This window comes from Kribbella sp. VKM Ac-2569 (genome assembly GCF_004216905.1).
Classification (GTDB): domain Bacteria; phylum Actinomycetota; class Actinomycetes; order Propionibacteriales; family Kribbellaceae; genus Kribbella.
On record NZ_SGXJ01000004.1, the window covers coordinates 459,563 to 479,895 of the forward strand.

The following is a 20,333-nucleotide window of genomic DNA, read 5'->3' on the forward strand; positions in this document are numbered from 1 at the left end:
TAACCACAAAGGTACCTAAGGCGCCAGTGGCGGGTTATGTCACCGCTGGCCTCCTACATCCCGCCATCGGACACAAACCCGCTAGCGCGCAAACGACCACGGCGGTTGGAGCGGTACTAGCATCGAGCTGTGAGGACCCGAGGGTTCGCGATCGTGGGGGCCGGGGTGGCGCTGGCCGGGTCGCTGGTGACCGGGGCTGCGGCTGACGATCCCAAGGTGACGCCGCGGAATGAGTGGTCGGTGCCGTTGGATGTGACTGGTGACTGGGACCTGTCGGCGGAGCGGGATCGCCTGGCGGGCTTGCTCAAGCCGCTGGCGGCGTACGACGGGGGCATGTTGTGGAACGCGTCGACGAAGACGCTCACCGTGCAGATGACCAGCAGCGCAGCCCTCCTGCAGGCGAAATCCCTCATAGCGCGGAGCGCGACGCGGATGCGCGTCAACTTCGTCCGAGTCCAGTACTCCGCGAAGGACTTGGATGAGCTCGCCGCACGGCTCCTCCAGCACCAGCGCCGATGGGCAGGCGCCTCAGGTATAGGCGGCGGCTTCGATCCTACGATCAACCGAGTCCTGCTACAGGTCGATCCCGACTATGAGTACGCCGCCACACTGATCCGCGCCATCAACCGCCTCCACGACCCGAGAGTCGTCCTCCAAACCATCCGCTCCACAGGCGAAGGCAGCCCAGACAGCCCAGCGTTGGAGCCTGGGCCCGATGAGTAACACCGGCGATCCGAACTTTGCGCCGTACCCGGGCCGCTACGAGGTGGCGAGGACGAAAGGTGTCCCGCCGAACGAGGAACCGGTGCTGCTCGACATCACCGGCGAAGCCGACGTGGCGGAGCAGATCGACGCGATCCGTCCGATCGTCGAGGCCGGGCCGGTGCCCGACGGAGGGCTGTCCTGGGATCACCGGACGCGCGTCCTCACCGTCCGCCTGGTCGGCGCCGTCGACGGCTCCGAACCCGAGGTGGAGGCAGTGAAGCGGGCAGTCCTCGCTCAGCCGGCCGACTTCACCGTCGAGTTCGAGTCGGTCCGGTACTCCCGCGAGGAACTGCTCGAACTCGCCGACGACATCTTCCGCAACGCCCACGAATGGGGGCCGGCTGACGGTGGGCTGGCAGGATTCTGGGACACCCTCCGGAACCGGATCGTGGTTCTCATCGGCGACGAGCCCGAGGACCTGTCCCGAGCGTGGATCGCCGCCATCGAACGCCGGCAGGACGAACGCATCGTCTACGAGGTTGTCCGGCACTCGATGTACCAGCCATGGATCGTGCCCTAGAGCTTGGTGCCGATTAGTTGGTAGATGGCGTCGTGGGCGCCGGGGAGGTCGTCGTGGCCGAAGTCGGGGTACGTGCGGACTTCCTTGGGGGACTGGATCTTGTTGTAGGCGGCGAACTGGGTCGACGGCGGGCAGATCTGGTCCTCGAGGCCGGTGAAGAGGGTGATTTCGGCCTGGATCCGGGGTGCCAGGTTCTGGATGTCGATGTAGCCGAGCGTGGTGAAGATCTCCTCCTGGCGGAGGTGCCGTGGGTCGCGCTTGCGGAACCACGTGACGATCTCGTCGTACGGCGACGTCTCCAGGTTCAGGTCCCATGTCCGCTGGTAGTCCGACAGGAACGGGAACACACTCGCCACGTACTTGATCGTCGGTGTCAGCGCCGCCGCCACCAGCGACAGTCCACCGCCCTGGCTCCATCCGGTCGTCGCGATCCGGGCCGCATCGACCTCCGGCAGCCCGCCGATGAGGTCCGCCAAGCGCCGCGTGTCCAGAAAGACGTGCTTGTAGAGCAGCCCGTCCGGCCCGTCGTCGAGTCCGTGCACCAGGTGGTGCTGCAGCGAGAAGCTGTTCGACGCCTGCGACGGCGTACGGAAACCGACCTGCTCGCGGACATCCAGCGCCGCGACGGTGAACCCGCGAGCGGCGTACGGCAGCAGCTCGACCCAGGCCGGCTGCTCACCGCCGTACCCGTGGAACAGCAGCACGGCCGGCCCGGTCGGCTCGGCGGGACGCAGTACCTTCGCGTGGACCCGGTAGCCGCCGGTCCCGGTGAAGTAGAGGTGCTGCGCGGTCGCCGTCGTCAGCGGGAAATCGACGGCGTCGACGAACTCCGCCTCGGCCGGCAACGAGTCGAGATCGAGGAGCGCCTTGTCCCAGAACGCGTCGAAGTCCGCGGGCCGCGGGTTCGTGCCCTGGTAAGCCAGCAGTTCGTCGTACGACAGCTCGAAGGAAAGCACCGCATCATTCTGCGCTGTTGGTGTCCTCGGGCGCAGTCCCGTCCCAGATCGTGTACCCGTGGGCCGCGTTCAGCTTGTCCCGCAGCGCGGTCTCCAGGCTCTCGGCCTTCCCGGGCGCCAGCCACGAGATCGGCAGCAGAATCGGGTGGTCGGGATTCTTGGTGCGCAGCACGATCGCCTCGCCGTGGGTGGTCTCGACCCGGCCGACCTCGGTGATGTCGGTCCAGGGCGTGCGGAGGCCGCGGACCTCGAGGTCGCCGTCGCGGAGCCGCGCGACCTTCGGCGGCCGGGCCAGGATCCACAGGCCGGCCAGCGCGATCATCCCGCCGAGCGTGACGAACACCGATACGGCGACGCCCGGCAGTCCCAGTGCCCAGAGCACCGCGGCCACCCCGAGAATGATCAGCCCGGCGGCCAGGATCCCGAGGAACCGTCCCGACCGCATCCGGTACGTCGTACGCATCGCCACAGGATCTCATCCGCCCGGAGTGACCGGGTCAGAAGGCTTCCGTCTCGGACTCCGAGGTGTTGCCGGCCACCGACTTCAGCGTGAGCGACCACGAGTACGACCCGTCCAGGAACCGTTCGAGCTTCGAGTACGAGCAGTTCTCGGTGAACCGGTTGTTCTTCGCGTCCCAGTTCGTCCCGGTCTTGTAGTAGACCCAGTAGTCGCCGCGGATCCCGTTCAGCGTCGCCGACTTGTTAGCCCGGACGTAGATCGACGCCTGCGGCTTGCGCGGGCTGCTCGGGGTGACCACGACCACGATGTCCGAGCCGGCGTTGGTGATCCGCAGTGAGCCGGAGCCGCGCGAGCCGGACCGCTGGAAGACGTCGCCGTTCTCACCCCGGCCACCGAGCACGGCGGGTTGGGCCAGCTTCGCCGGCACCGACAGCGCACCGAACTTCACACCCTTGCCGATCGACTTCTGCACGCCCTGCGCGAGCTCGGCGAAGGCGAACCGGACGCCGCTCTTCGCCTCGTACAGCCGGACGTCCAGCGCCTTCGGTAGACCGCAGCTGGTCTTCGTCGTCCCGGCTCTGGTCAGCTCCGTGGCCACGTTCCCGGCATAGGCGTCGAAGGCGTCGAGGACCTGGGGATGTGCGGACACCAGGCCGCGTGGCGGCGTGATCTTCACGAGCTCGCTGCGTTCGAGTACGACGGCGCCCGCGAGCTGGGCGCGGGATGCGTCGAACGCGGCGACCGTCTGTGCGTTCATCACGCGCGCGACGTACGGCTTGAGAACCTTCTCGACATTGGTCAGCGCCCGCTGGTACATCGGCACCGAGAGCGCTACGGCAGTCGGTGTCGGTTTCGGGGCCGGCGTGGGAGCCGCCGACGAGGGCGGTGGTTCGCTGGTGCTGGTCGTCGTACCCCCTGCTGAGGGCGCGTCACCACTTTCCGACTTGCCGCTGCATCCTGCGCAGGCCAGGACCGCAATCCCGACCACAACCGCTACCGAACGCCTCACTGTCACCCCCAGGTGTGACCAATCTTCACTTTGGTCCAATACTTCCCTGGAAGGGGTTCACCAAGCCGGATCAGTTACCGCCGGTGCCGGTCTCGCTCGGGTTGTACGCGCAGGCGTCGTTCAGGTTCTCCGCGGCGCCCGGGGCGGTGGTCGTCTTCGACGGAGTGGTCGGCCGCTTCGTGGAGCCGGAGGTCGGCGCCTTGGTCGGCTTCGCCGTCGGCGTCGAGGCGACCGGGGCGGTCTTCGGGGCGATCGCCTTCTGGATGATCTCCTGCATCGCCGTGTAGTCCGGGTTCTTGCCGGTCGGGAAGTTCTTGTTCTTGTCGAGGTCGATGTTGGTGACCTTCGCGTTCTTCACCTTGAGTGCGAGCTGGATGAACGCCCCCAGGATGTCCTGCGGGATGTCGGTGCGCAGCAGCTGCTTCCCGGCCTTGGCGATCTGCTGGTACGACGTCACGAGCGCCTGCGGGTTCGCGCTGTTCACCAGCGCGTGGATCGTGCACCGCTGCCGCTCCTGCCGGGACGGGTCGCTCAGGCCGAAGCGGCCGCGCGCGAACCACAGCGCGTGGTAGCCGTCGAGCTTCTGGTTCGGACCCGGCTCGATGTACCCGCTCGGTTTCTTCTCGGTGTTCGATCCGGGCCCGGCGCCGTAGTCGCCGCCGATCGGCACCCGGTAGTTCACGTTCACCGTGATGCCGCCGAGCGCGTCGATGATCTGCCGGAACCCAGCCAGGTTGACCTGCATGTAGTAGTCGATGTCCAGGCCGAGTGCGGCGCTCGCGGCCAGCTTGACCGCGTCCGCGCCCTCGTTGTCGGTCTGGCCGAGGATCCCCGGATGCGCCTTCGGGATGTTCTCGTACATCGCGTCCAGGTAGTACTCCGGCTGCTCGACGTTGCCCAGGTTCGGGTCCCAGAAGCCGTCCGGGTACACCTTGTGCAGCGGCGAGTCCTCCGGGAACGGCATCCGCATCCAGTTTCGGCTGAGCGAGATCAGCGCGGTGTCACCGGTCTTGGTGTCGATGCTCGCCACGATCACCGTGTCGGTACGCGTCCCGGTCCGGCCGACGCCGTCGTCCGCGCCGAGCAGCAGCAGGTTCAGCCGCGGGGTGTTCGCCCACGGGTCCTTCGCGTTGCTGACCTTCGGCCGGGTCGCGCTCTTCGAGTTCCCCTCGGACTGGAACACGCTGCCGATCAGGTCACGCTGCGCCATCACGGTCTGCGCCGCGACGGTCGTCGGTACGGCGATCGCGAAGCAGAGCAGCCCGACGAACATCGAGCCGGCCAGCCGGCCCGTGTAGGTCATGCTGACCGGGCGGAGCAGCTTGTGCGACGCGACCACGGTCCAGATCCAGCCGACCCCGAGCAGTACGACGGCGCCGGTCGCGATCAGCAGTTGACGCGGGGAGACGAGCAGGGCGAGCACGGAGTCGCGGTGCGTGAGACCGACGTACGCGCCGATCAGCAGCAGTCCGACACTGATCGTCAGGATGAACGCGCCGAGCTTCTTCCGGCCGCCCATCAGCAGCCCCGTGCCGGGGACCAGGGCGCTGAGCAGCGTCAGGCTGATCGCCTTCGACGCCGTCCGGGCACGGTGCGTTCGGGCCCGGGACCGGCTGGCACGTGGCGCTGCCCTCCGACCGGCTGCGCGAGTACTCCGCGACATAGCTCCGTTCCCTGATCGACGACGTCACGACCATTCCGTCGGCCGCGCGAAGCGGTCCACGGTACTTCAGACGCCCACGACACCAACTTGGTTGACGCGTTGGTTGACGTGATGCTGGCGACCCCCGTCGACGTTCGCCAGCGTACAGGGGCTCCGGGCTACTACCGCAACGTGCCGTGTCAGCGACCGAGCGTGCTCGCCGACCCGCTTTGCTCCCGGACCGGTCGAGCAGATACTCTTGGCCGTCGTCGTGTCCGCTCCGTGAGTGGACCGTCGGAGGAGGCGTCGCCTAGTCCGGTCGATGGCGCCCGCCTGCTAAGCGGGTTGAGGGTTACCCCCTCTCGCGGGTTCAAATCCCGCCGCCTCCGCTCTTGGAGCTCCCTGTCTGCAGAAAGCGCAGAGCAGGGAGCTCCGGCCTTTTTCAGCTGGTCAGCTCTCGCTTTGCTTCTGCGATGCGTTCTATGGAGCGTGGGGTCATCGGTTCGGGGGAGATGATGAGGTGGCTGACGCCTAGCTTCTGGTACGCCGTTGCGGTCTGGGGGAGGTCTTGTACCGGGATTGCGTTGGGGTTGGGGTCATGGGCTGGTTGGTCCGGGTCGCGGACGATGATGCCTGCGGTGCGGGTTACTGCTTCCTGGGGGCGGTCGGCGGTAACCAGGGCTTGGCGGAGGGTTTCCAGGCGCTCTTCGACCTGAAGGGTCGGGGCGCCGTACCAAGCGGTGTTCCAGGCGTCGGCCCATTCGGCGATCAGTTGCATCATTCGGGGGCGGTGGCCGGCTACCAGGATGGGGATCTGGTGGGGTGGGGCCGGGTCCAGGTTGGCTTCGCGGACCTTGTAGTAGGTGCCTTCGTAGGTGACTGTCTCGCCTCGGATCAGGCGGGCGACGATCTCCAGCCACTCGGTGAAGCGGCCTACGCGGTGGTCGGTTGGCAGGCCGAACGCCTCGTACTCGGGGTCGTGCCAGCCTGCGCCGACGCCTAGGGTCAGGCGGCCGCCGGAGACCTCGTCGAGGGTCGCGGCCATTTTCGCGGTCAGACCGGGGTCGCGAAACGACGCGCAGAGCACCATGTTGCCGAGCTCGACCCGGGACGTGACCGCGGCGATCGCGCTCAGCAGGGTCCAGCTCTCGTGCATGCCGAAGACCTGCCCCTCCGGATCCCGGTAGAGGAAGTGGTCCGCGAGCCAGACCGAGTCCAGCCCACTCTGGTCGGCCGCCTCCGCGGCCGCCCGCACGTCCTTCCACCCAGCCATCCCGCCATCGGGCCCGTCGCCGGCTCCGAGCGGAAGCATCACACCGATCTTCATGCGCTCAACGTACCCACACCGCGGCCCGCCGATCGGGTCGAGGTCGTGACAGTTCGGTGCCGTGTCCGAAACATTTCCTGGGTACCAGCAAGCGCCCGGGGTGCGACGTCACGGTGAGGCGCGGGCATCGGATCTCGAGAGGTGATGACAGATGACCGTTCTCGCACCGCCGACGACCGCGTGTGATCCCCGGCCGCTGCTCGGCGTCGGCCTGCCCGCGCACGTGCTCGTCCAGCTCGAAGGCCGCTGGTCAGCGGCGTGGTTGATCGGCCGGTTGCACTGCGCCGACGGCTGGGTCGCGCTCGTTCAGTTCGTGGACCGCGCGGGGTCCGAGCAGACCGTCCGCGTCCCGGCCGATCGGGTCTGCTTGACCACGGCCCCACACAACTGACCCTCCCAAGGCGCCGCCGTCCGTGGATGATGGGCGGTATGAGGAGGCCGTACCCGGATCGGGCGGCCGCGGGCCGCGTGCTGGCCGACGAGCTCGGATCGGTCGGCGGTTCCGTGCTGGTCCTCGGGCTGGCGCGGGGCGGCGTACCCGTCGCGGCTCCGGTCGCGGACGTCCTGGACGCCGACCTCGACGTACTGATCGTGCGCAAGCTCGGGTTACCCGGTCAGCCGGAGCTGGCGATGGGCGCGATCGCCGGCGTCGGCGAGGAGTTGCACGTGGTCCGCAACGAGCCGATCGCGGCGGAGGTCGACCCGGAGACGCTCGAGGACGTACGCCGGCAGGAGGTGCGGGAGCTGCGCCGGCGCGAGCAGGCGTACCGGGGCGACCGGCCGCCGATCGACGTACGGGATCGCGTGGTGATCCTGGTCGACGACGGCCTCGCGACCGGCGCGACGATGCGGGCCGCGGTAGAAGCAGTACGACGCCATCGGCCGGCGCGCGTCATCGTCGCCGTACCCGTGGGCGGAATCGAGAGCTGCCGGCGGCTGTCGCGGGTCGCGGATCAGGTGGTGTGCGCGTGGATCCCGCAGTACTTCACCGCGGTCGGGCAGGCGTACCGGGACTTCTCACCGGTGAGCGACGACGAGGTACGGCGGGTGCTCGCAGAAAGTACAGCGCGGCGCCCCGGCGGATGATCCAGGGCACCGCGCTGTACTTGGCCCGGCCGCCGGCTTCCGACTCGGCGGCCGGTGTTCGTCAGGCCAGCCGGGCCTTCAGGTGGTCGAGCTCGACCTTGAGCTCGGTCGGAACGGTGTCGCCGAGCTTCGCGAACCACTCCTCGATCAGCGGGATCTCGGCCTTCCACTCCTTGACGTCGACGTCGAGCGCGATCTCCAGGTCCTGCGCGGTCAGGTCCAGCCCGCTGACGTCGAGCGCGTCCGCGGCCGGTACCCGGCCGATCGGGGTCTCGACGGCGTCCGCCTGGCCCTCGATCCGATCGATGACCCACTTCAGCACGCGGCTGTTCTCACCGAAGCCCGGCCAGACGAACTTGCCGGCCTCGTCCTTGCGGAACCAGTTCACGTAGAAGATCTTCGGCAACTGCGCCGCGTCGTGCTGCTTGCCGACGGTCAGCCAATGGTCGAAGTACTGCCCCGCGTCGTACCCGAGGAACGGCAGCATCGCCATCGGGTCGCGCCGTACGACGCCCACCTGGCCGACCGCCGCGGCGGTGGTCTCCGAGGACAGCGTCGCGCCCATGAACACCCCGTGCGCCCAGTCGCGGGACTCGGTCACCAGCGGGACCGTCGTCGCGCGGCGGCCGCCGAAGATGATCGCGGAGATCGGTACGCCGTTCGGGTCGTCGTACTCGTCGGCGATGATCGGGCACTGCTTGATCGGCGTGCAGAACCGGCTGTTCGGGTGGCTGGACAGCTCGCCCGAGGCCGGCGTCCACTCGCGGCCCTTCCAGTCGGTCAGGTGGTCCGGCGGGGTCGGCGAGTAGCCCTCCCACCAGACGTCGCCGTCGTCGGTGAGCGCGACGTTGGTGAAGACCGAGTTGCCCTTCTCGATGGTGCGCATCGCGTTCGGGTTGGTCTTCCAGCCGGTGCCGGGGGCCACGCCGAACAGGCCGAACTCCGGGTTCACGGCGTACAGCCGGCCGTCCTTCCCGAAGCGCATCCAGGCAATGTCGTCGCCCAGCGTCTCGACCTCCCACCCCTCCAGAGTCGGGTCGAGCATCGCCAGGTTCGTCTTGCCGCATGCGCTCGGGAAGGCGGCCGCGATGTAGTGGACCTTCTTCTCCGGCGAGATCAGTTTCAGGATCAGCATGTGCTCGGCGAGCCAGCCCTCGTCCCGAGCCATCGCCGACGCGATCCGCAGCGAGTAGCACTTCTTGCCGAGCAGCGAGTTACCGCCGTACCCGGAGCCGTAGGACCAGATCGCCCGCTCCTCGGGGAACTGGACGATGTACTTCTCGTCGTTGCACGGCCACGGCACGTCCTGCTGACCGGGCGCGAGCGGCGCGCCGACCGAGTGCAGGCAGGGGACGTACGACGCGTCGGTGCCGAGCTTCTCGAGGACGTCGGCGCCGGTACGGCACATGATCCGCATCGAGGCGACGACGTACGCCGAGTCGGTGATCTCGACGCCGAACATCGGCTTGTCCGCCGTCAACGGGCCCATGCAGAACGGGACGACGTACATCGTCCGGCCGCGCATCGAACCGCGGTACAGCTCCGTCAGCGTCGCCTTCATCTCGGCCGGCGCCATCCAGTTGTTGGTCGGCCCCGCGTCCTTCTCCTCGACCGAGCAGATGAACGTGCGCTGCTCGACCCGGGCGACGTCCGACGGGTCGGTGCGGACCCAGAACGAGTTCGGCTTTTTCTCGTCGTTCAGCCGGACCATCGTGCCGGCCGCGATCAGTTCGTCGGTGAGCTTGGCGTACTCCGCGTCCGACCCGTCGACCCAGTGGATCCGGTCGGGCTGCGTGAGCGCGGCGACCTCGGCCACCCAGGCCAGCAGGCCGGCGTGGCGGGTCGGTGCGTCGGTCAGGTCGTACGGTGCCTCGGCTTTGAGGGGCTCCTTGGCGACGGCGGGAGCGGCGGCTTCGGTATGGGTCGGGCTGGCGGTGGTCGTCATCGGCGGCTCATTCCCTCTCGGCTGTCGGCGCCGGCAACCGTGCGGCCCCTCGACGCTGAGGGGGTACGGCTCCGGCCGCCGGGGTCTCCGGCGGTTCGATTCAGCTGGCTGGCGGTGTGATCTCTCGCAGACCAGTGCGTCCAGTGGACGTATACCAGTGTGCAAGTGGTACTACGGTACGGGATCGACGCAAGTGCTGAGAACCCCTAGAACGTGAACCCGGTCACAAACTTTTCGCGACAATCGCTTTCCGGTTCAGCTTGTGAAAATGAGAACGGCCCGCGCTGTTCGCGCGGGCCGTTCCAGGAGATTTTCCGGTGCTTCAGCTGGTCTGCCGCCAGATGTCGTTCACGAGCCGCTGGATGTCCGCGGCCTCGGCCTGCTGGCCGTAGACCATCGCGCCGACCAGCCACCACTGCCCGCCGCTCTGGAACGCGCGCGTCATCGTGATCGTGTACGGCGTCTTCGTCGACACCGTCAGCCAGGTCCGCCCGTCCTTCGCGGTCGCCGGCGCGGTGGTCTTGTAGAGCTTCGTCCACTGCTGGTCGAACGTCGGCCGGTCGGAAAGGCACTTGGCCAGGCTCGCGCACGGATGCAGCGCGAACTGCGCCTGCATCGCGTTCTTCAGTCCGCCCGGTTCGTAGTCGTTCCTGGTCACGATCCGCCGCAGGATCAGCTGCGACGACTCACCGAGGAAACTCACCTGCGGCGGCCGCGGCCAGCCGACCGCGAACGGGAGCTCGGCGTTCGCGACGACCTGTACGTCGGCACCGGCCGCGTAGGTCGCGCCGAAGACGCCGGGTGATCCGTCGGACCGCTTGTACGGCGCGGTCGTCACGCGGTTGATCGGTGGGATCAGGACGCTCGAGGCGATCGGCTCAGGACTGACGGCCGGCGGCGGGGCGGCCTCGGCCGGTTCCTCCTTGACGCTCCCGCCGATCGCGGTGCCGATCGAGTAGGCGATGCTGAACACGATCAGCACGACGACCGCGACGACGGCGTAGATCCAGGCGCCGATCTTGCGGCGGTACTGGCGGGCGACCTCGATCTTCGACTGCGGCTGCGCTTCTTGTCCTTGTTCCGGTGACGTCTGCTCGGGGCGGTCGACGTACGACGGGATGCTGCCGCTAGGCGTGTTGTCCCCGGGCGGGAGGACCGGCGGCGTCGCGCCGTACCCGACGAGCTGGTTGCGGACGGCCTGCAGCGACTCGTCGTCGTTCCCGAGTACGCCGTCGAGCGGGTCGACGAGGCGCTCGGCTCCGGTCTCGCCGTGGACCAGTTGCGTGATCGCGTACGGGCGGCCGGAGTTGAAGTTGGCGGCCCAGAGCGGGGTCTCCTGCCGGCCGGGTTCGAGTGCGGCGTTGCGGCTCGCCTTGGTGAGGCGGTCGACCACGGTCGCGTTCCGGGCGCCTTCCTCACTGAGGACGAGTGCGATCACGTCCGTCCCGGTGAACGTGCGGCCGTGCCACAACTCCGCCAGCGGGTGCAGCAGGATCCGCTGATCGAACTGGTAGCCCGGGATCTCCGGCGTGCTGTTGTTCATCACTGTTTGCTTTCCCAGATCGCCCGGTCCGCGAGGGCCAGCGCTGCCTTCTGCGCCGTGTCCGCGTCCACGGGGTTGGCCTTGTAGTCCACCAGTACGACGATGTCCGCGCGCTGCACCAGCGTGTGCACGGTCCAGGACTCACCGGCCAGTCCGGTCGCGGTCCGGCCGACCTTGGTCGGGTACGGGCGGTTCTCGTCGTACTTGTTCAGCGTCGACCGGCTGAACGTCCGGTTCGCGACCTGGGTCGGCGTGAACGGCGCATTCCCCGCGCCGGCGTCCAGCCCGCCGTACGCCGTGATCGTGACGTTCACGCTCGCCGAGGTGTACGCCCGCACCTTCTGCCGCGAGCTGGCCGCCGTGCAGCTGATCGTCGTCGTCCCGCCCTGCGTCATCGTCACCGGACCGGACGATGCCTTGGGCAACAGATTCGCCACGTCCCCGATCCGCGCGCACAGGTCCGCCGGCAGCGCCCGCGCCGGCAGGATGTCCTTCGGCGTCACCGGCTCCCCGACCGCGAACCCGACCCCACCTCCCACCAGCGCGGCCACACCACACCCGATCGCCGTACCCCGCACCAGTCGACTACCCATGCCCGCGACCTTAACCACGCGAAGGTCCTCCCGCGGACTCAACACGGACACGCGCCGGTCGGAACTGCCTGCGTGGTCAGCGGTCAGCCGAGGAGGGTCTTCACCGAGCCGCCCGACTCGGTGAGCTTCGTGCCGAGCCCGTTCAGCGCCTCGCCGACCGTCGCGAGAATGCCGGACAGGTCCTGCAAGTTCCCGGCCAGGGCCTCGACCTCGGTCGCGACGCCGCCGATCTGGCCGCTCCCGTCGTTCAGCTTCTTCGCCGCGGCGTCTCCGACCCCGGGGATCTTGTCGAGCTCACCCGCGAGCCCGGCCAGCATCCCGGCCGCGTCGTGCAGCTTGTCCTTGGCCGCGTTCATCGTGCCGGCGCTCCCGGCCAGCGCCTTCCGCGCGCCGCCCTCGCCGTCGTCCCCGACCAGCGCGCCGGCCGCCTTCGCCGCCTGCTCACCGGCCTCCGCCAGCCCCGACCCGATCGTCTTCAGCAGCTCCGGCAGCTTCCCGATGAGTCCGAGTGCGTCGTCCGGCAACCCGCGCACCAGATTCAGCACCTTCTCGAAGTCGTCCGAGTTCTCCATCACGAACCCGACCGCCTTCTTCACATCCCCCAGATCCCGCCCACCGAGCAAGTCCGCAATACCCATGCGCGGATCGTAGAGCCCACACCTCGCATCCCCGGGTGCGCCGCACCGTACCCCCGCCGTACCCCCGAATTCGCCCCCGGAGACCTCCCTCCGGAGCCGATTGGCCTCCACCCGTCCCCTCCATGTATCGTTACTCGACGTTGTCCAGCGCTCGTAGCTCAACGGATAGAGCATCTGACTACGGATCAGAAGGTTGGGGGTTCGAATCCCTCCGAGCGCGCCAACAAAACCCCAGGTCACGAGGTGGATGACCTGGGGTTTCTTCTTGTCCGGGGCTGTTCGTCGGCTCTTGAAGGGTGTCCATGTCCAACGTGCCGGTTGCTCGCCCGAAGATCGTTTGTCTGTGCGGTTCCCTGCGCTTCAGCAGGGAGTTTGCGACCGAGCGCACGCGCTTGACGCTCGATCTGGCGATCGTCCTGGCTCCGGAGGCCACCGAGACGCCTGTGCTGGACCCTTTGCTCGTGCGGGCCTTGGGCCAGCTGCACCTCCGCAGGATCGACCTCGCAGATGAGGTACGAATCGTGAACCCCGGCGGCTACATCGGGGAGGCCACCCGCCGCGAGATCGCGTACGCCAACGCACTGGGCAAGCCCGTCACGTACTTCCACGAACTGGCGACGGGGGACAGCTAGTTCCTTGGAGGCAGCGGCAAAGGAATCGCGCTCAACGCCTCGTCTCGTACCTGGTCAGGACCACGCCGCCGGGAAACGTCCGCGTTTCCACCAGGTTCAGGTTCACCCAGCTGTCCAGCGCGGTGAAGAACGGACTGCCGCCACCCACCAGCACCGGATGGGTGACGATCTCGTACTCGTCGACCAGCCCGGCCCGCATGGCCGCTCCAGCGAGCGTGGCGCCGGCGACCCTCATCGGCTCGCCGTCGTCGGCCTTGAGTCGGGTGATCTCGGCTACAGCGTCGCCGGTGACCAGGCGGGTGTTCCAGTCGACCTTGTCGATCGTCGAGGAGAACACCACCTTCGGCGTGTCCCGCCAGTTCCGCGCGTACTCGATCTGCGCCGGGGTGGCGTCGGGCTGCTGGTCGCGGGTCGGCCAGCGGGAACTCATCCCCTCCCACAGCTTGCGCCCGTACATCAACAGCCCGATCGCCAACTCCTGGTCGAGCCACCACTGAAACAGCTCGTCGCTCGGCACGCCCCAACCGATGTCGTCGCCGGGCGCGGCGACGTAGCCGTCCAGGGTCAGGTTCATGCCGTAGATCAGTTTCCGCATGCGCCATGCCTTTCTGTCAGTCCGGCGGCCTTTCTCCGGCCGTCCGTCACCCCTACTACGAACGCCTCACTCCGGATCCGACAGGTTGGAGCCCGAAGTGTTCGCAGAGCACGGCGATGTCGTGTCGGTCGACCTCACGCAACTCGTAGCCGGTGTGGTTCTGCAAGGCGAACTCAGGACGTTCGCATCGAACCGAGACGCCGGCAATCTCGCCTACACCCGAGAGGTCATCGCGGGTGAACAGGAACGGCGCGTTGACGCTGCCGTAGTGGAGTCGGCCGTCGCTCAGGGTCTCGTAGAGGTGAAGATCTACGCGACGACTGTGGCCATCATGCAAGACGAAGTTCCACGGACGGTCGCCGGGCCAGGGGTGGAGCCGATCGACTCCTTGATCGGCGAAGGCTGCGACGAGACCTTCGAAGTCGACCGCGTCGACCCAGATGTCGAGATCTGAATGTTCCCGAGTCTGTTTCCCCACCAGTGCATCGACAGCCCAACCTCCGCCGACGCATGCTGCGACTCCGTGCCCCTGCAGGCCCGCAATCAACGTGCCCGCCGCTTCCGGCGGCATAGCGTATTCGGTCACGGCCTCAGTCTCTCAGCGCGGCGACGGTGGCCAGGTAGTGCCGGGGGATCTCGGCGCGGGCTTGGAGCTCGAGCGGATCGGCGTACGGGACGAGGCGTAGCCACGAGACGAGCTTGTGTACGCCGACCAGCGCCTCGGTCGCATCGAGGTCGTGCCGGAGGACGTGCGGGTCCGCGTCGAGGTGATCACGCCATACGGCCAGATAGGCGTCGAACAGCGCATCTCTGTGTGCATGCGACAACGGCGCGCCTGTCCACTCCACGACCGAGTCGAGGAAACCGTGCAGCGACACGAACGGATGACCCCAGACCGCGTTGCCGAAGTCGAAGAACCGCGGCCGCAGTACGCCGGTTGAACGGTCCGCGAAGATGTTCGCGGGGTAGACGTCGTTGACTTCCAGGTCGAGCGGAAGGACGTCGCTGAGGGACGCGGTTAGTCGATCGAGTACGTCGGCAGCCCGCGCAGCTCGTGCGAGCAGACCCGGCTCGAGCTGCAGCGGATGCCCGGGCTGCAGCGCCGCCCACTCCTGCGCTACAGCGCGTACTCGGTGGCCGGCCGTGGTGGGCGCCAGTTCGATGATGCCCGGATGCTCGGTCGCGTCGAGGCGGCCGAGGAGAGCGCCCTGAAGACGGGCCAGAGCTTGTACGACGGTGAGCCGCGTCGCCTGATCCGCAACGTCCGGATGCGTCAGCGTCGAGCCTTGGTCATCGGTGAGCAGCCGGCTGCGTTCGCGGTCCACTGCGATCGGCACGATCACGTCATCCGGCGCGAACTGTGCCAACGCGGCGACGAGACCCGCCTCGAACCGATGCCCCGGATTGTTCTCCTTGAACCAGACCAGGCCTTCGGCGGTCGGATAGCAGCGGACGACAGACCAGAAGCGAGCCCGGTAGGTGACCGGTACGCCGCTGATCCGGCGGCCGTACTCCGCGAGCCGGGCGCTCACCCAGGCGTCCGCGGTCTGCGTCCACTCCGGCGACAGCCAACGCTGAACCCACTGACCCTGGGCATCCGGGCCTAGTGGTCTCGCAGGCAGCATCCGGCGACATTAACGCCCGGCTCCGACAGTTACGGCGTAACTGGAGACCGCATGCCCAGCCATTGCTCGGCGCCCCAGGCCTCGAACCGCTCTACCTCCGTGAACCCCAGCTTCGCCGCGAGGCGCATCGAGCCGACGTTGGCGGTCTGGGTAGCGAGCACGACCGGCTCGCCAGGTAGGACGCCGTCGAACCAGTCGAGGGCAGCCGCGCACGCCTCGGCGGCGTACCCGAATCCCCAGGCCCGAGGCAGGAACAGGTAGCCGAGATCGGCCTTCCCCACGGCCGCCGGGCGATGCTTGGTCGCTCTCCTGAGCAGGATGTGGCCGATCATCGTCCCGTCGAGCTCAACGACGAAACTCCCGGGCCACCGCCCCGGCACCTCAGGCGTCTCGCGCTCGACCTCGTCACGTGGGCGGGGACCGCCGAGGTACGTGTTCACCTCCGGCGAGGCGAGCAGCTCGACGAACGCCGTACGGTCGCGCGCCTCGGACTCGCGGAGCACGAGTCGCTCGGTCTTGATCGGCTCGGGCGGCCACGCCACGTGTTCCAGAGGTTCCATCCGCGCACGCTAGCAGGGGATTTCTGACAGTGTGTCGGATCTGGAACGCGGCGTTCGTAGTACAGGTGAACGGCGGCCGGTCGAGGGCGCCAAGACAAGGAGTCAGGTATGCATCTTCTGCTCACGTCCGGAGGCATCACGAACCCGAGCATCCGCGACGCGCTGGTCGAGCTGCTGGGCAAGCCGATCGCCGAGTCCCGCGCGCTGCTCATCCCGACGGCGATGTGGGGCCATCCGAACTGCGGGCCCACCTTTGTGCGGGGCTCCGTCACCGGTGCACCTCCCTGGCACATGCCCAGCCTGGGGTGGGAGTCCGTCGGCGTCCTCGAACTCACCGCATTGCCCACCGTCGGCGAGGAGCAGTGGGTGCCGTGGGTCCGCGAGGCCGACGTACTGCTGGTGGACGGCGGCGACGCGACGTACCTCAGCCACTGGATGCGGCAGTCAGGCCTGTTCGACCTCATGCCGTCGCTGCCCGACACGGTCTGGGTCGGCGTGAGCGCCGGCAGCATGGTGATGACACCGCGGATCGGCGACGACTTCGTCTCGTGGCCGTCCGCGCCGGACGACCGCACGCTCGGCGTCGTCGACTTCTCGATCTTCCCGCACCTGGACCACGAGAGCATGCCGGAGAACACCCTGGCCAACGCGGAGAGCTGGGCGGCCGGCATCGAGGGTCCGTCGTACGCCATCGACGAGCAGACCGCGATCAAGGTCGCCAACGGCACCACGGAGGTCATCTCCGAAGGCCACTGGAAGGCCTTCCCCGCCTAGCCGTCAGACGTGCAGGGTGGGCCGGTAGGTGAGTTCTTGGGTGCGGCCGTCGAGCGTCCGGCTCTCGATCAGCTCGAGGTCGAAGTCGGCCGCACCCTGGAAGATCGGCTCCACCCCCGTCTGACCGGCGATCACCGGGAAGACCGTCACCTGGACCTGGTCGACCAGGCCGGCGGCCATCAGCGCCCGGTTCAGCGAGAGGCTGCCGTGTGAGCGGAGCGGTACGTTGGACTCCTCCTTGAGCCGGGCGATCACGTCCACAGCATCGCCACTCACGACGGTCGCGTCCGGCCAGTCGTACGGTCCTTCGAGCGTCGACGACACCACCGTGGTCGGCATACTCCGCATCCGCCCGTTCACCGGATCAAGCGCCTCATCCGGCACCTTGCTCGAGCCGATCATCTCCACGAACAGGCGAAACGTGTCGGCTCCGAAGACCATGCGCTGTTCCTCGCCGTACAAGGCAAGCCGCCGATCCAGAAACTCCAGGCCCTGCTTACCCCAGTACGGCCCCCAGTCGGCGTTGTCGTACGACGCGAAACCGTCGAGGCTGGCGAAGATGTCGAAGGTATATGTGGCAGTCATAACGCTCTCCTTGAACTCTCCAGCCGACCCCGTGGACAGCCGCTCACTCACACGTCGAACAACTCACCCCTGAATCGACAGCGCCTCCCAGATTTCCTCCGAGATCCGCCAAGTTCATCCGTTGCGCACGAACCCCAGTTCGTTGCCGTCGGGGTCCGCGATCGTGAATTTTCGCGTTCCGTAAGCCGTGTCGAAGAGTGGCTCGACGACCACGGCCAGGTCTTTCACCTTGTCCCACAGGGCGTCCGGGTCGTCAACGCTGAAGTTGAATCGCCCGCCTCGTCCCTCGGCTTCCATCACCGCGAACGTCGCACCAGAATGCGTCACGAAGTGCGCGTAGTTCGGTGCGTCCGGTGGCCAGTAGGCCTCCACCTCGAACCCGAGAACCCTCGCGTACCACTCGACGGCAGCGTTGAGGTCAGTCACATTCGCACGAACATGCTCAAGTCTCGTCCCACCCATCCCCGCAGCCTCCCACAACCTCAAACGTTGCGGGTGTCGGTCAGGCGGTCGTCAGGTCGCGGGCGGGGATGAAGATGTTGGCTTGTGCCAGGTAGTCCGGGGTTTGGTTGATGATCTCGTCGTGGTCCAGGAACGGGTGTTCAGGAATCCAGCGGTCGGGGAGAGGGTCGACCTTGGTCCAGTCCGGCGGGTCCTCGCCGGCTGCCTCGAATTCGTGTGCTGTCAGGACGGCGAGGAGTGCGTCGAAGCCTGCATGACCGGTCGTCCCCGGCGCGGCCTCCCAGGCTGCTTCGGAACCATCGCGACGGCCTAGCAGCAAGCGCAGGTGGTCGCGGCCCTGGAGCAGCATCCGCCATGCCCATTCCTCGTGGCTCGCCCTCGCGGATTGCCGTCGCGGTAGCCGGAGCCGTCATGATCCGATACTCATGCGCCGCCTGCAGGGCACGCGCAATCCGCCCAGCCGGCTCGGTTACCGCCTGACTGTCGTCGTCCATGTAGTACTCCGAGTGATTTACGGTTCGGGGATGGTTCGAAGGAATGACCTGGAGTTTGTTCGGTACGTCGTTGGGCGGCTCGAGGGGGCTGGGGTTAGGGCCTGGGTGTTTGGGGGATGGGCGGCGGAGTTGCTTGGGTTGAGTGCGCCGCGGGCGCATCGGGACGTGGATCTGCTGTATCCAGCTGACGGCTTCGAGGTTGTGGACGGGTTTCTTGCGCGTGGCGACGTACAGGAGATTGTGGCCAAGCGGTTCCCGCACAAGCGGGCGTTCGAGGTCGACGGGGTCATGGTCGAGTTGTTCCTGGTGCAGGCCGACGCGGCCGGTTCGTTCACCGATTTCTGGGGTGTCGCGCGGCATGACTGGCCTGCGGACGTGTTCGACGTCGAAGCCGACGGTCTCCGAGTAGCCAGCGCGATGGCCGTGAGTGGCTACCGGGCGGGTTGGGAAGAGCTGCAGGCGAAACTGCAGGACCGGCGATCCGGCTAGTGGTCGTACGGGAAGGTATGGGGCCAGTTGTCGGGGGCGGTTGAGAGTAGTTGCTGGGTCATGTCGTCGGCCGCGCGCGTGGGGTCTGTTTCGGGGCTCGAGTCCCAACGTGCGGACGGAGAAGCGCATCGACTCAGTCGAGGCAGAATTCGTTGCCTTCGACGTCCTGCATGTTGAGGCAGGACTCGTTCTCTTCGTCGGCGAGGAGGAGTTGGCCGCGTACTGCGCCGAGGGGGAGTAGGCGTGCGCATTCGGCCTCGAGTGCTGCGAGGCGCTCCTCGCCCACGAGGCCGGTGCCGACGCGCACGTCGAGGTGCACGCGGTTCTTGACGACCTTGCCTTCGGGAACGCGCTGGAAGAACAGCCGCGGGCCGACGCCTGTGGGATCGACGCAGGCGAACGCGGACCCCTGACGTTCGGGAGGCTGCGCGCGGTCGTACTCGTCCCAGCTCTCGAACCCGGGCGGTGGCGGCGGTACGACGTACCCCAGCACCTCACACCAGAAACGAGCGACGCGCTCAGGATTCGCGCAGTCGAAAGTGACCTGAACCTGCCTGACCGTTGCCATGCGACCACCGTAAAGGGTGCGGCGGCCAAATGTCTGTCGAGATAACGCGACCGGCCGGGCATCATGTCGGGCGTGGAAGCCGAAGAGGTACTGACCGGAGGAAACGTCGCCGACCGGGTCGTGCGGATCGGCGCGACGGTGCGGAAGCCCGCGCTCGTTCAGACGGCTGGGGTCGAGGCGGTGCTCACCCATCTTGCTGACTTCGACGGAGCGCCGCGCACGTTGCGGCGGGATGAGGAGGGACGCCACGTCCTCGAATTCATCCCAGGCGCGTTGGCCGACACGCTGCCTCCGTTCTCCTTGGACGAGTTGGCCCGTGTCGGTCGGATGATTCGTGAACTCCACGATGCGATGGAAAGCTTTCGACCGCCGGCCGACACCGTGTGGGATGCGGTGGTTCCCGACCCGACCGGCGGCGACCTGATCTGCCACAACGATCTCGCTCCGTGGAATCTGGTGCGCGACGGTGAACGCTGGGTGTTCATCGACTGGGACAACGCGGGGCCGGCGTCGCGCTTGTGGGACCTCGGGTACGCCGCTCACGGGTTCGTACCGTTTGCGGCGCGAGGCAGCGTCGACGTCGACGGACCGCGGCTGCGTGCACTGGCGGACGGGTACGGGCTCGACCCGGAGCAGCGCCGTGCCTTCCCGGCGCAGATCGCGGCGCACACACGCGGTATGTACGACCTGTTGGTCCACGGCCACCGCACCGGCAAGCAGCCCTGGGCCCGGCTCTACGCGGAGGGGCACGCTGACCACTGGGGGCCGACCGCCGAGTACATCGAGGCTCACCACGACGCGTGGGTCACAGCACTGCTCTCGGGTCAGGTGCCGTAACGCTTTCCGGGCGACGCCCGATCTAGCCGGTAGGGGGTGGGGGAATGACTGTGCTGCGGATGCTGCTCGCTGTGTTCTTCGTTCTCGCCGGACTTGGAGGCATCGTCTCGGCGGTTCGCCGGGGCAACCTGTTCGACCTCGTCGGAGCCGTGTTGCTCTTCACGATCGCGGCCGCGTTGTGGCCGCGGAGGGACCGAAGCCGCATTTAAGAACACTCCCCGAAATGCG

General features: G+C 67.6%; 26 protein-coding genes and 2 tRNA genes. 12 read left to right on the forward strand and 16 right to left on the reverse strand.

Going from position 1 to position 20,333, the window contains the following annotated elements; translation table 11 throughout:
- Window positions 1–129: 129 nt before the first annotated feature.
- Entirely contained in the window at window positions 130–723 is a 594-nt protein-coding gene (locus tag EV649_RS28740) for a hypothetical protein (RefSeq protein ID WP_130386728.1), read from the forward strand.
- A complete protein-coding gene (locus EV649_RS28745) occupies window positions 716–1,285 on the forward strand; it encodes a hypothetical protein (protein ID WP_130386729.1) in 570 nt (189 codons plus the stop codon). The genes EV649_RS28740 and EV649_RS28745 overlap by 8 nt, the downstream gene beginning before the upstream one ends.
- On the opposite strand, the gene EV649_RS28750 is transcribed toward EV649_RS28745, so the two are convergent.
- The 4 genes from EV649_RS28750 to EV649_RS28765 all read right to left on the reverse strand — a co-directional run bounded on the left by EV649_RS28750 (window position 1,282) and on the right by EV649_RS28765 (window position 5,373).
- The gene (locus EV649_RS28750) at window positions 1,282–2,241 is read right to left on the reverse strand and encodes an alpha/beta fold hydrolase (RefSeq protein ID WP_130386730.1); all 960 of its coding nucleotides are present in this window, start codon (window positions 2,239–2,241) and stop codon (window positions 1,282–1,284) included. The two genes, EV649_RS28745 and EV649_RS28750, sit on opposite strands and share 4 nt — an antisense overlap.
- A gap of 4 nt (window positions 2,242–2,245) precedes the next feature.
- Complete coding sequence (locus EV649_RS28755) at window positions 2,246–2,704, reverse strand: hypothetical protein (RefSeq protein ID WP_130386731.1); 459 nt, start codon at window positions 2,702–2,704, stop codon at window positions 2,246–2,248.
- 34 nt (window positions 2,705–2,738) lie between these two features.
- Window positions 2,739–3,524, reverse strand: a complete 786-nt coding sequence (locus EV649_RS28760) for a hypothetical protein (protein ID WP_130386732.1) — start codon at window positions 3,522–3,524, stop codon at window positions 2,739–2,741.
- Window positions 3,525–3,780: 256 nt separating this feature from the next.
- Entirely contained in the window at window positions 3,781–5,373 is a 1,593-nt protein-coding gene (locus EV649_RS28765; protein ID WP_130386733.1) for an LCP family protein, read from the reverse strand.
- 278 nt (window positions 5,374–5,651) lie between these two features.
- Between EV649_RS28765 and EV649_RS28770 the strand changes: the two genes are divergently transcribed.
- Window positions 5,652–5,741 (forward strand) — tRNA-Ser (locus EV649_RS28770).
- A 53-nt stretch (window positions 5,742–5,794) separates the two neighbouring features.
- Here EV649_RS28770 and EV649_RS28775 read toward each other — a convergent pair.
- Window positions 5,795–6,679, reverse strand: a complete 885-nt coding sequence (locus tag EV649_RS28775) for an LLM class flavin-dependent oxidoreductase (protein ID WP_130386734.1) — start codon at window positions 6,677–6,679, stop codon at window positions 5,795–5,797.
- A gap of 151 nt (window positions 6,680–6,830) precedes the next feature.
- Between EV649_RS28775 and EV649_RS28780 the strand changes: the two genes are divergently transcribed.
- Window positions 6,831–7,070: a hypothetical protein gene (locus EV649_RS28780; protein ID WP_130386735.1), complete on the forward strand. Its 240-nt coding sequence runs from the start codon at window positions 6,831–6,833 to the stop codon at window positions 7,068–7,070.
- Between the two features lie 38 nt (window positions 7,071–7,108).
- Window positions 7,109–7,765, forward strand: a complete 657-nt coding sequence (locus EV649_RS28785) for a phosphoribosyltransferase family protein (protein ID WP_130386736.1) — start codon at window positions 7,109–7,111, stop codon at window positions 7,763–7,765.
- Between the two features lie 61 nt (window positions 7,766–7,826).
- Here EV649_RS28785 and EV649_RS28790 read toward each other — a convergent pair whose 3' ends face one another.
- The 4 genes from EV649_RS28790 to EV649_RS28805 form a co-directional block, all read right to left on the reverse strand.
- Window positions 7,827–9,710, reverse strand: a complete 1,884-nt coding sequence (locus EV649_RS28790; RefSeq protein ID WP_130386737.1) for a phosphoenolpyruvate carboxykinase (GTP) — start codon at window positions 9,708–9,710, stop codon at window positions 7,827–7,829.
- Between the two features lie 322 nt (window positions 9,711–10,032).
- Window positions 10,033–11,253, reverse strand: coding sequence for a hypothetical protein (locus EV649_RS28795; RefSeq protein WP_130386738.1), 1,221 nt, complete (start codon window positions 11,251–11,253; stop codon window positions 10,033–10,035).
- On the reverse strand, window positions 11,253–11,846 hold the full coding sequence (locus EV649_RS28800) for a hypothetical protein (RefSeq protein WP_241998779.1): 594 nt from the start codon (window positions 11,844–11,846) through the stop codon (window positions 11,253–11,255). Before EV649_RS28800 ends, EV649_RS28795 begins: the two co-directional genes overlap by 1 nt.
- Before the next feature lie 83 nt (window positions 11,847–11,929).
- Window positions 11,930–12,484, reverse strand: a complete 555-nt coding sequence (locus tag EV649_RS28805; RefSeq protein ID WP_130386740.1) for a hypothetical protein — start codon at window positions 12,482–12,484, stop codon at window positions 11,930–11,932.
- A 147-nt stretch (window positions 12,485–12,631) separates the two neighbouring features.
- Between EV649_RS28805 and EV649_RS28810 the strand changes: the two genes are divergently transcribed.
- Together EV649_RS28810 and EV649_RS28815 are read left to right on the forward strand one after the other, a co-directional pair.
- Window positions 12,632–12,707: transfer RNA gene (locus EV649_RS28810), tRNA-Arg, on the forward strand.
- A gap of 169 nt (window positions 12,708–12,876) precedes the next feature.
- A complete protein-coding gene (locus EV649_RS28815) occupies window positions 12,877–13,116 on the forward strand; it encodes a hypothetical protein (protein WP_241998780.1) in 240 nt (79 codons plus the stop codon).
- 31 nt (window positions 13,117–13,147) lie between these two features.
- Here the strand turns inward: EV649_RS28815 and EV649_RS28820 are convergent, their stop codons facing one another.
- Window positions 13,148–13,711: a dihydrofolate reductase family protein gene (locus tag EV649_RS28820; protein ID WP_130386742.1), complete on the reverse strand. Its 564-nt coding sequence runs from the start codon at window positions 13,709–13,711 to the stop codon at window positions 13,148–13,150.
- A gap of 97 nt (window positions 13,712–13,808) precedes the next feature.
- On the opposite strand from EV649_RS28820, the gene EV649_RS41795 reads away from it, so the two are divergent.
- Window positions 13,809–14,165 carry a hypothetical protein gene (locus tag EV649_RS41795; protein ID WP_241998781.1) on the forward strand — a complete coding sequence of 119 codons (357 nt, stop codon included), beginning with the start codon at window positions 13,809–13,811 and terminating at the stop codon, window positions 14,163–14,165.
- A 136-nt stretch (window positions 14,166–14,301) separates the two neighbouring features.
- Here the strand turns inward: EV649_RS41795 and EV649_RS28830 are convergent, their stop codons facing one another.
- Both EV649_RS28830 and EV649_RS28835 read right to left on the reverse strand, forming a co-directional pair.
- Window positions 14,302–15,336, reverse strand: a complete 1,035-nt coding sequence (locus EV649_RS28830; protein WP_130386743.1) for a hypothetical protein — start codon at window positions 15,334–15,336, stop codon at window positions 14,302–14,304.
- Window positions 15,337–15,365: 29 nt separating this feature from the next.
- Entirely contained in the window at window positions 15,366–15,896 is a 531-nt protein-coding gene (locus EV649_RS28835) for a GNAT family N-acetyltransferase (RefSeq protein ID WP_130386744.1), read from the reverse strand.
- A gap of 108 nt (window positions 15,897–16,004) precedes the next feature.
- On the opposite strand from EV649_RS28835, the gene EV649_RS28840 reads away from it, so the two are divergent.
- On the forward strand, window positions 16,005–16,670 hold the full coding sequence (locus EV649_RS28840) for a Type 1 glutamine amidotransferase-like domain-containing protein (protein WP_130386745.1): 666 nt from the start codon (window positions 16,005–16,007) through the stop codon (window positions 16,668–16,670).
- Between the two features lie 3 nt (window positions 16,671–16,673).
- Here EV649_RS28840 and EV649_RS28845 read toward each other — a convergent pair whose 3' ends face one another.
- The 3 genes from EV649_RS28845 to EV649_RS28855 form a co-directional block, all read right to left on the reverse strand.
- Complete coding sequence (locus EV649_RS28845) at window positions 16,674–17,255, reverse strand: dihydrofolate reductase family protein (RefSeq protein ID WP_130386746.1); 582 nt, start codon at window positions 17,253–17,255, stop codon at window positions 16,674–16,676.
- A 114-nt stretch (window positions 17,256–17,369) separates the two neighbouring features.
- Window positions 17,370–17,717: a VOC family protein gene (locus EV649_RS28850; protein ID WP_130386747.1), complete on the reverse strand. Its 348-nt coding sequence runs from the start codon at window positions 17,715–17,717 to the stop codon at window positions 17,370–17,372.
- 40 nt (window positions 17,718–17,757) lie between these two features.
- Window positions 17,758–18,066: a hypothetical protein gene (locus tag EV649_RS28855; protein WP_130386748.1), complete on the reverse strand. Its 309-nt coding sequence runs from the start codon at window positions 18,064–18,066 to the stop codon at window positions 17,758–17,760.
- Window positions 18,067–18,349: 283 nt separating this feature from the next.
- On the opposite strand from EV649_RS28855, the gene EV649_RS28860 reads away from it, so the two are divergent.
- Window positions 18,350–18,700, forward strand: coding sequence for a hypothetical protein (locus EV649_RS28860; RefSeq protein ID WP_130386749.1), 351 nt, complete (start codon window positions 18,350–18,352; stop codon window positions 18,698–18,700).
- Window positions 18,701–18,833: 133 nt separating this feature from the next.
- On the opposite strand, the gene EV649_RS28865 is transcribed toward EV649_RS28860, so the two are convergent.
- A complete protein-coding gene (locus tag EV649_RS28865) occupies window positions 18,834–19,268 on the reverse strand; it encodes a VOC family protein (protein ID WP_130386750.1) in 435 nt (144 codons plus the stop codon).
- A gap of 72 nt (window positions 19,269–19,340) precedes the next feature.
- Between EV649_RS28865 and EV649_RS28870 the strand changes: the two genes are divergently transcribed.
- A complete protein-coding gene (locus EV649_RS28870) occupies window positions 19,341–20,105 on the forward strand; it encodes a phosphotransferase (protein WP_198682749.1) in 765 nt (254 codons plus the stop codon).
- A gap of 44 nt (window positions 20,106–20,149) precedes the next feature.
- A complete protein-coding gene (locus tag EV649_RS40945; RefSeq protein WP_157996336.1) occupies window positions 20,150–20,314 on the forward strand; it encodes a hypothetical protein in 165 nt (54 codons plus the stop codon).
- Window positions 20,315–20,333 lie beyond the last annotated feature (19 nt).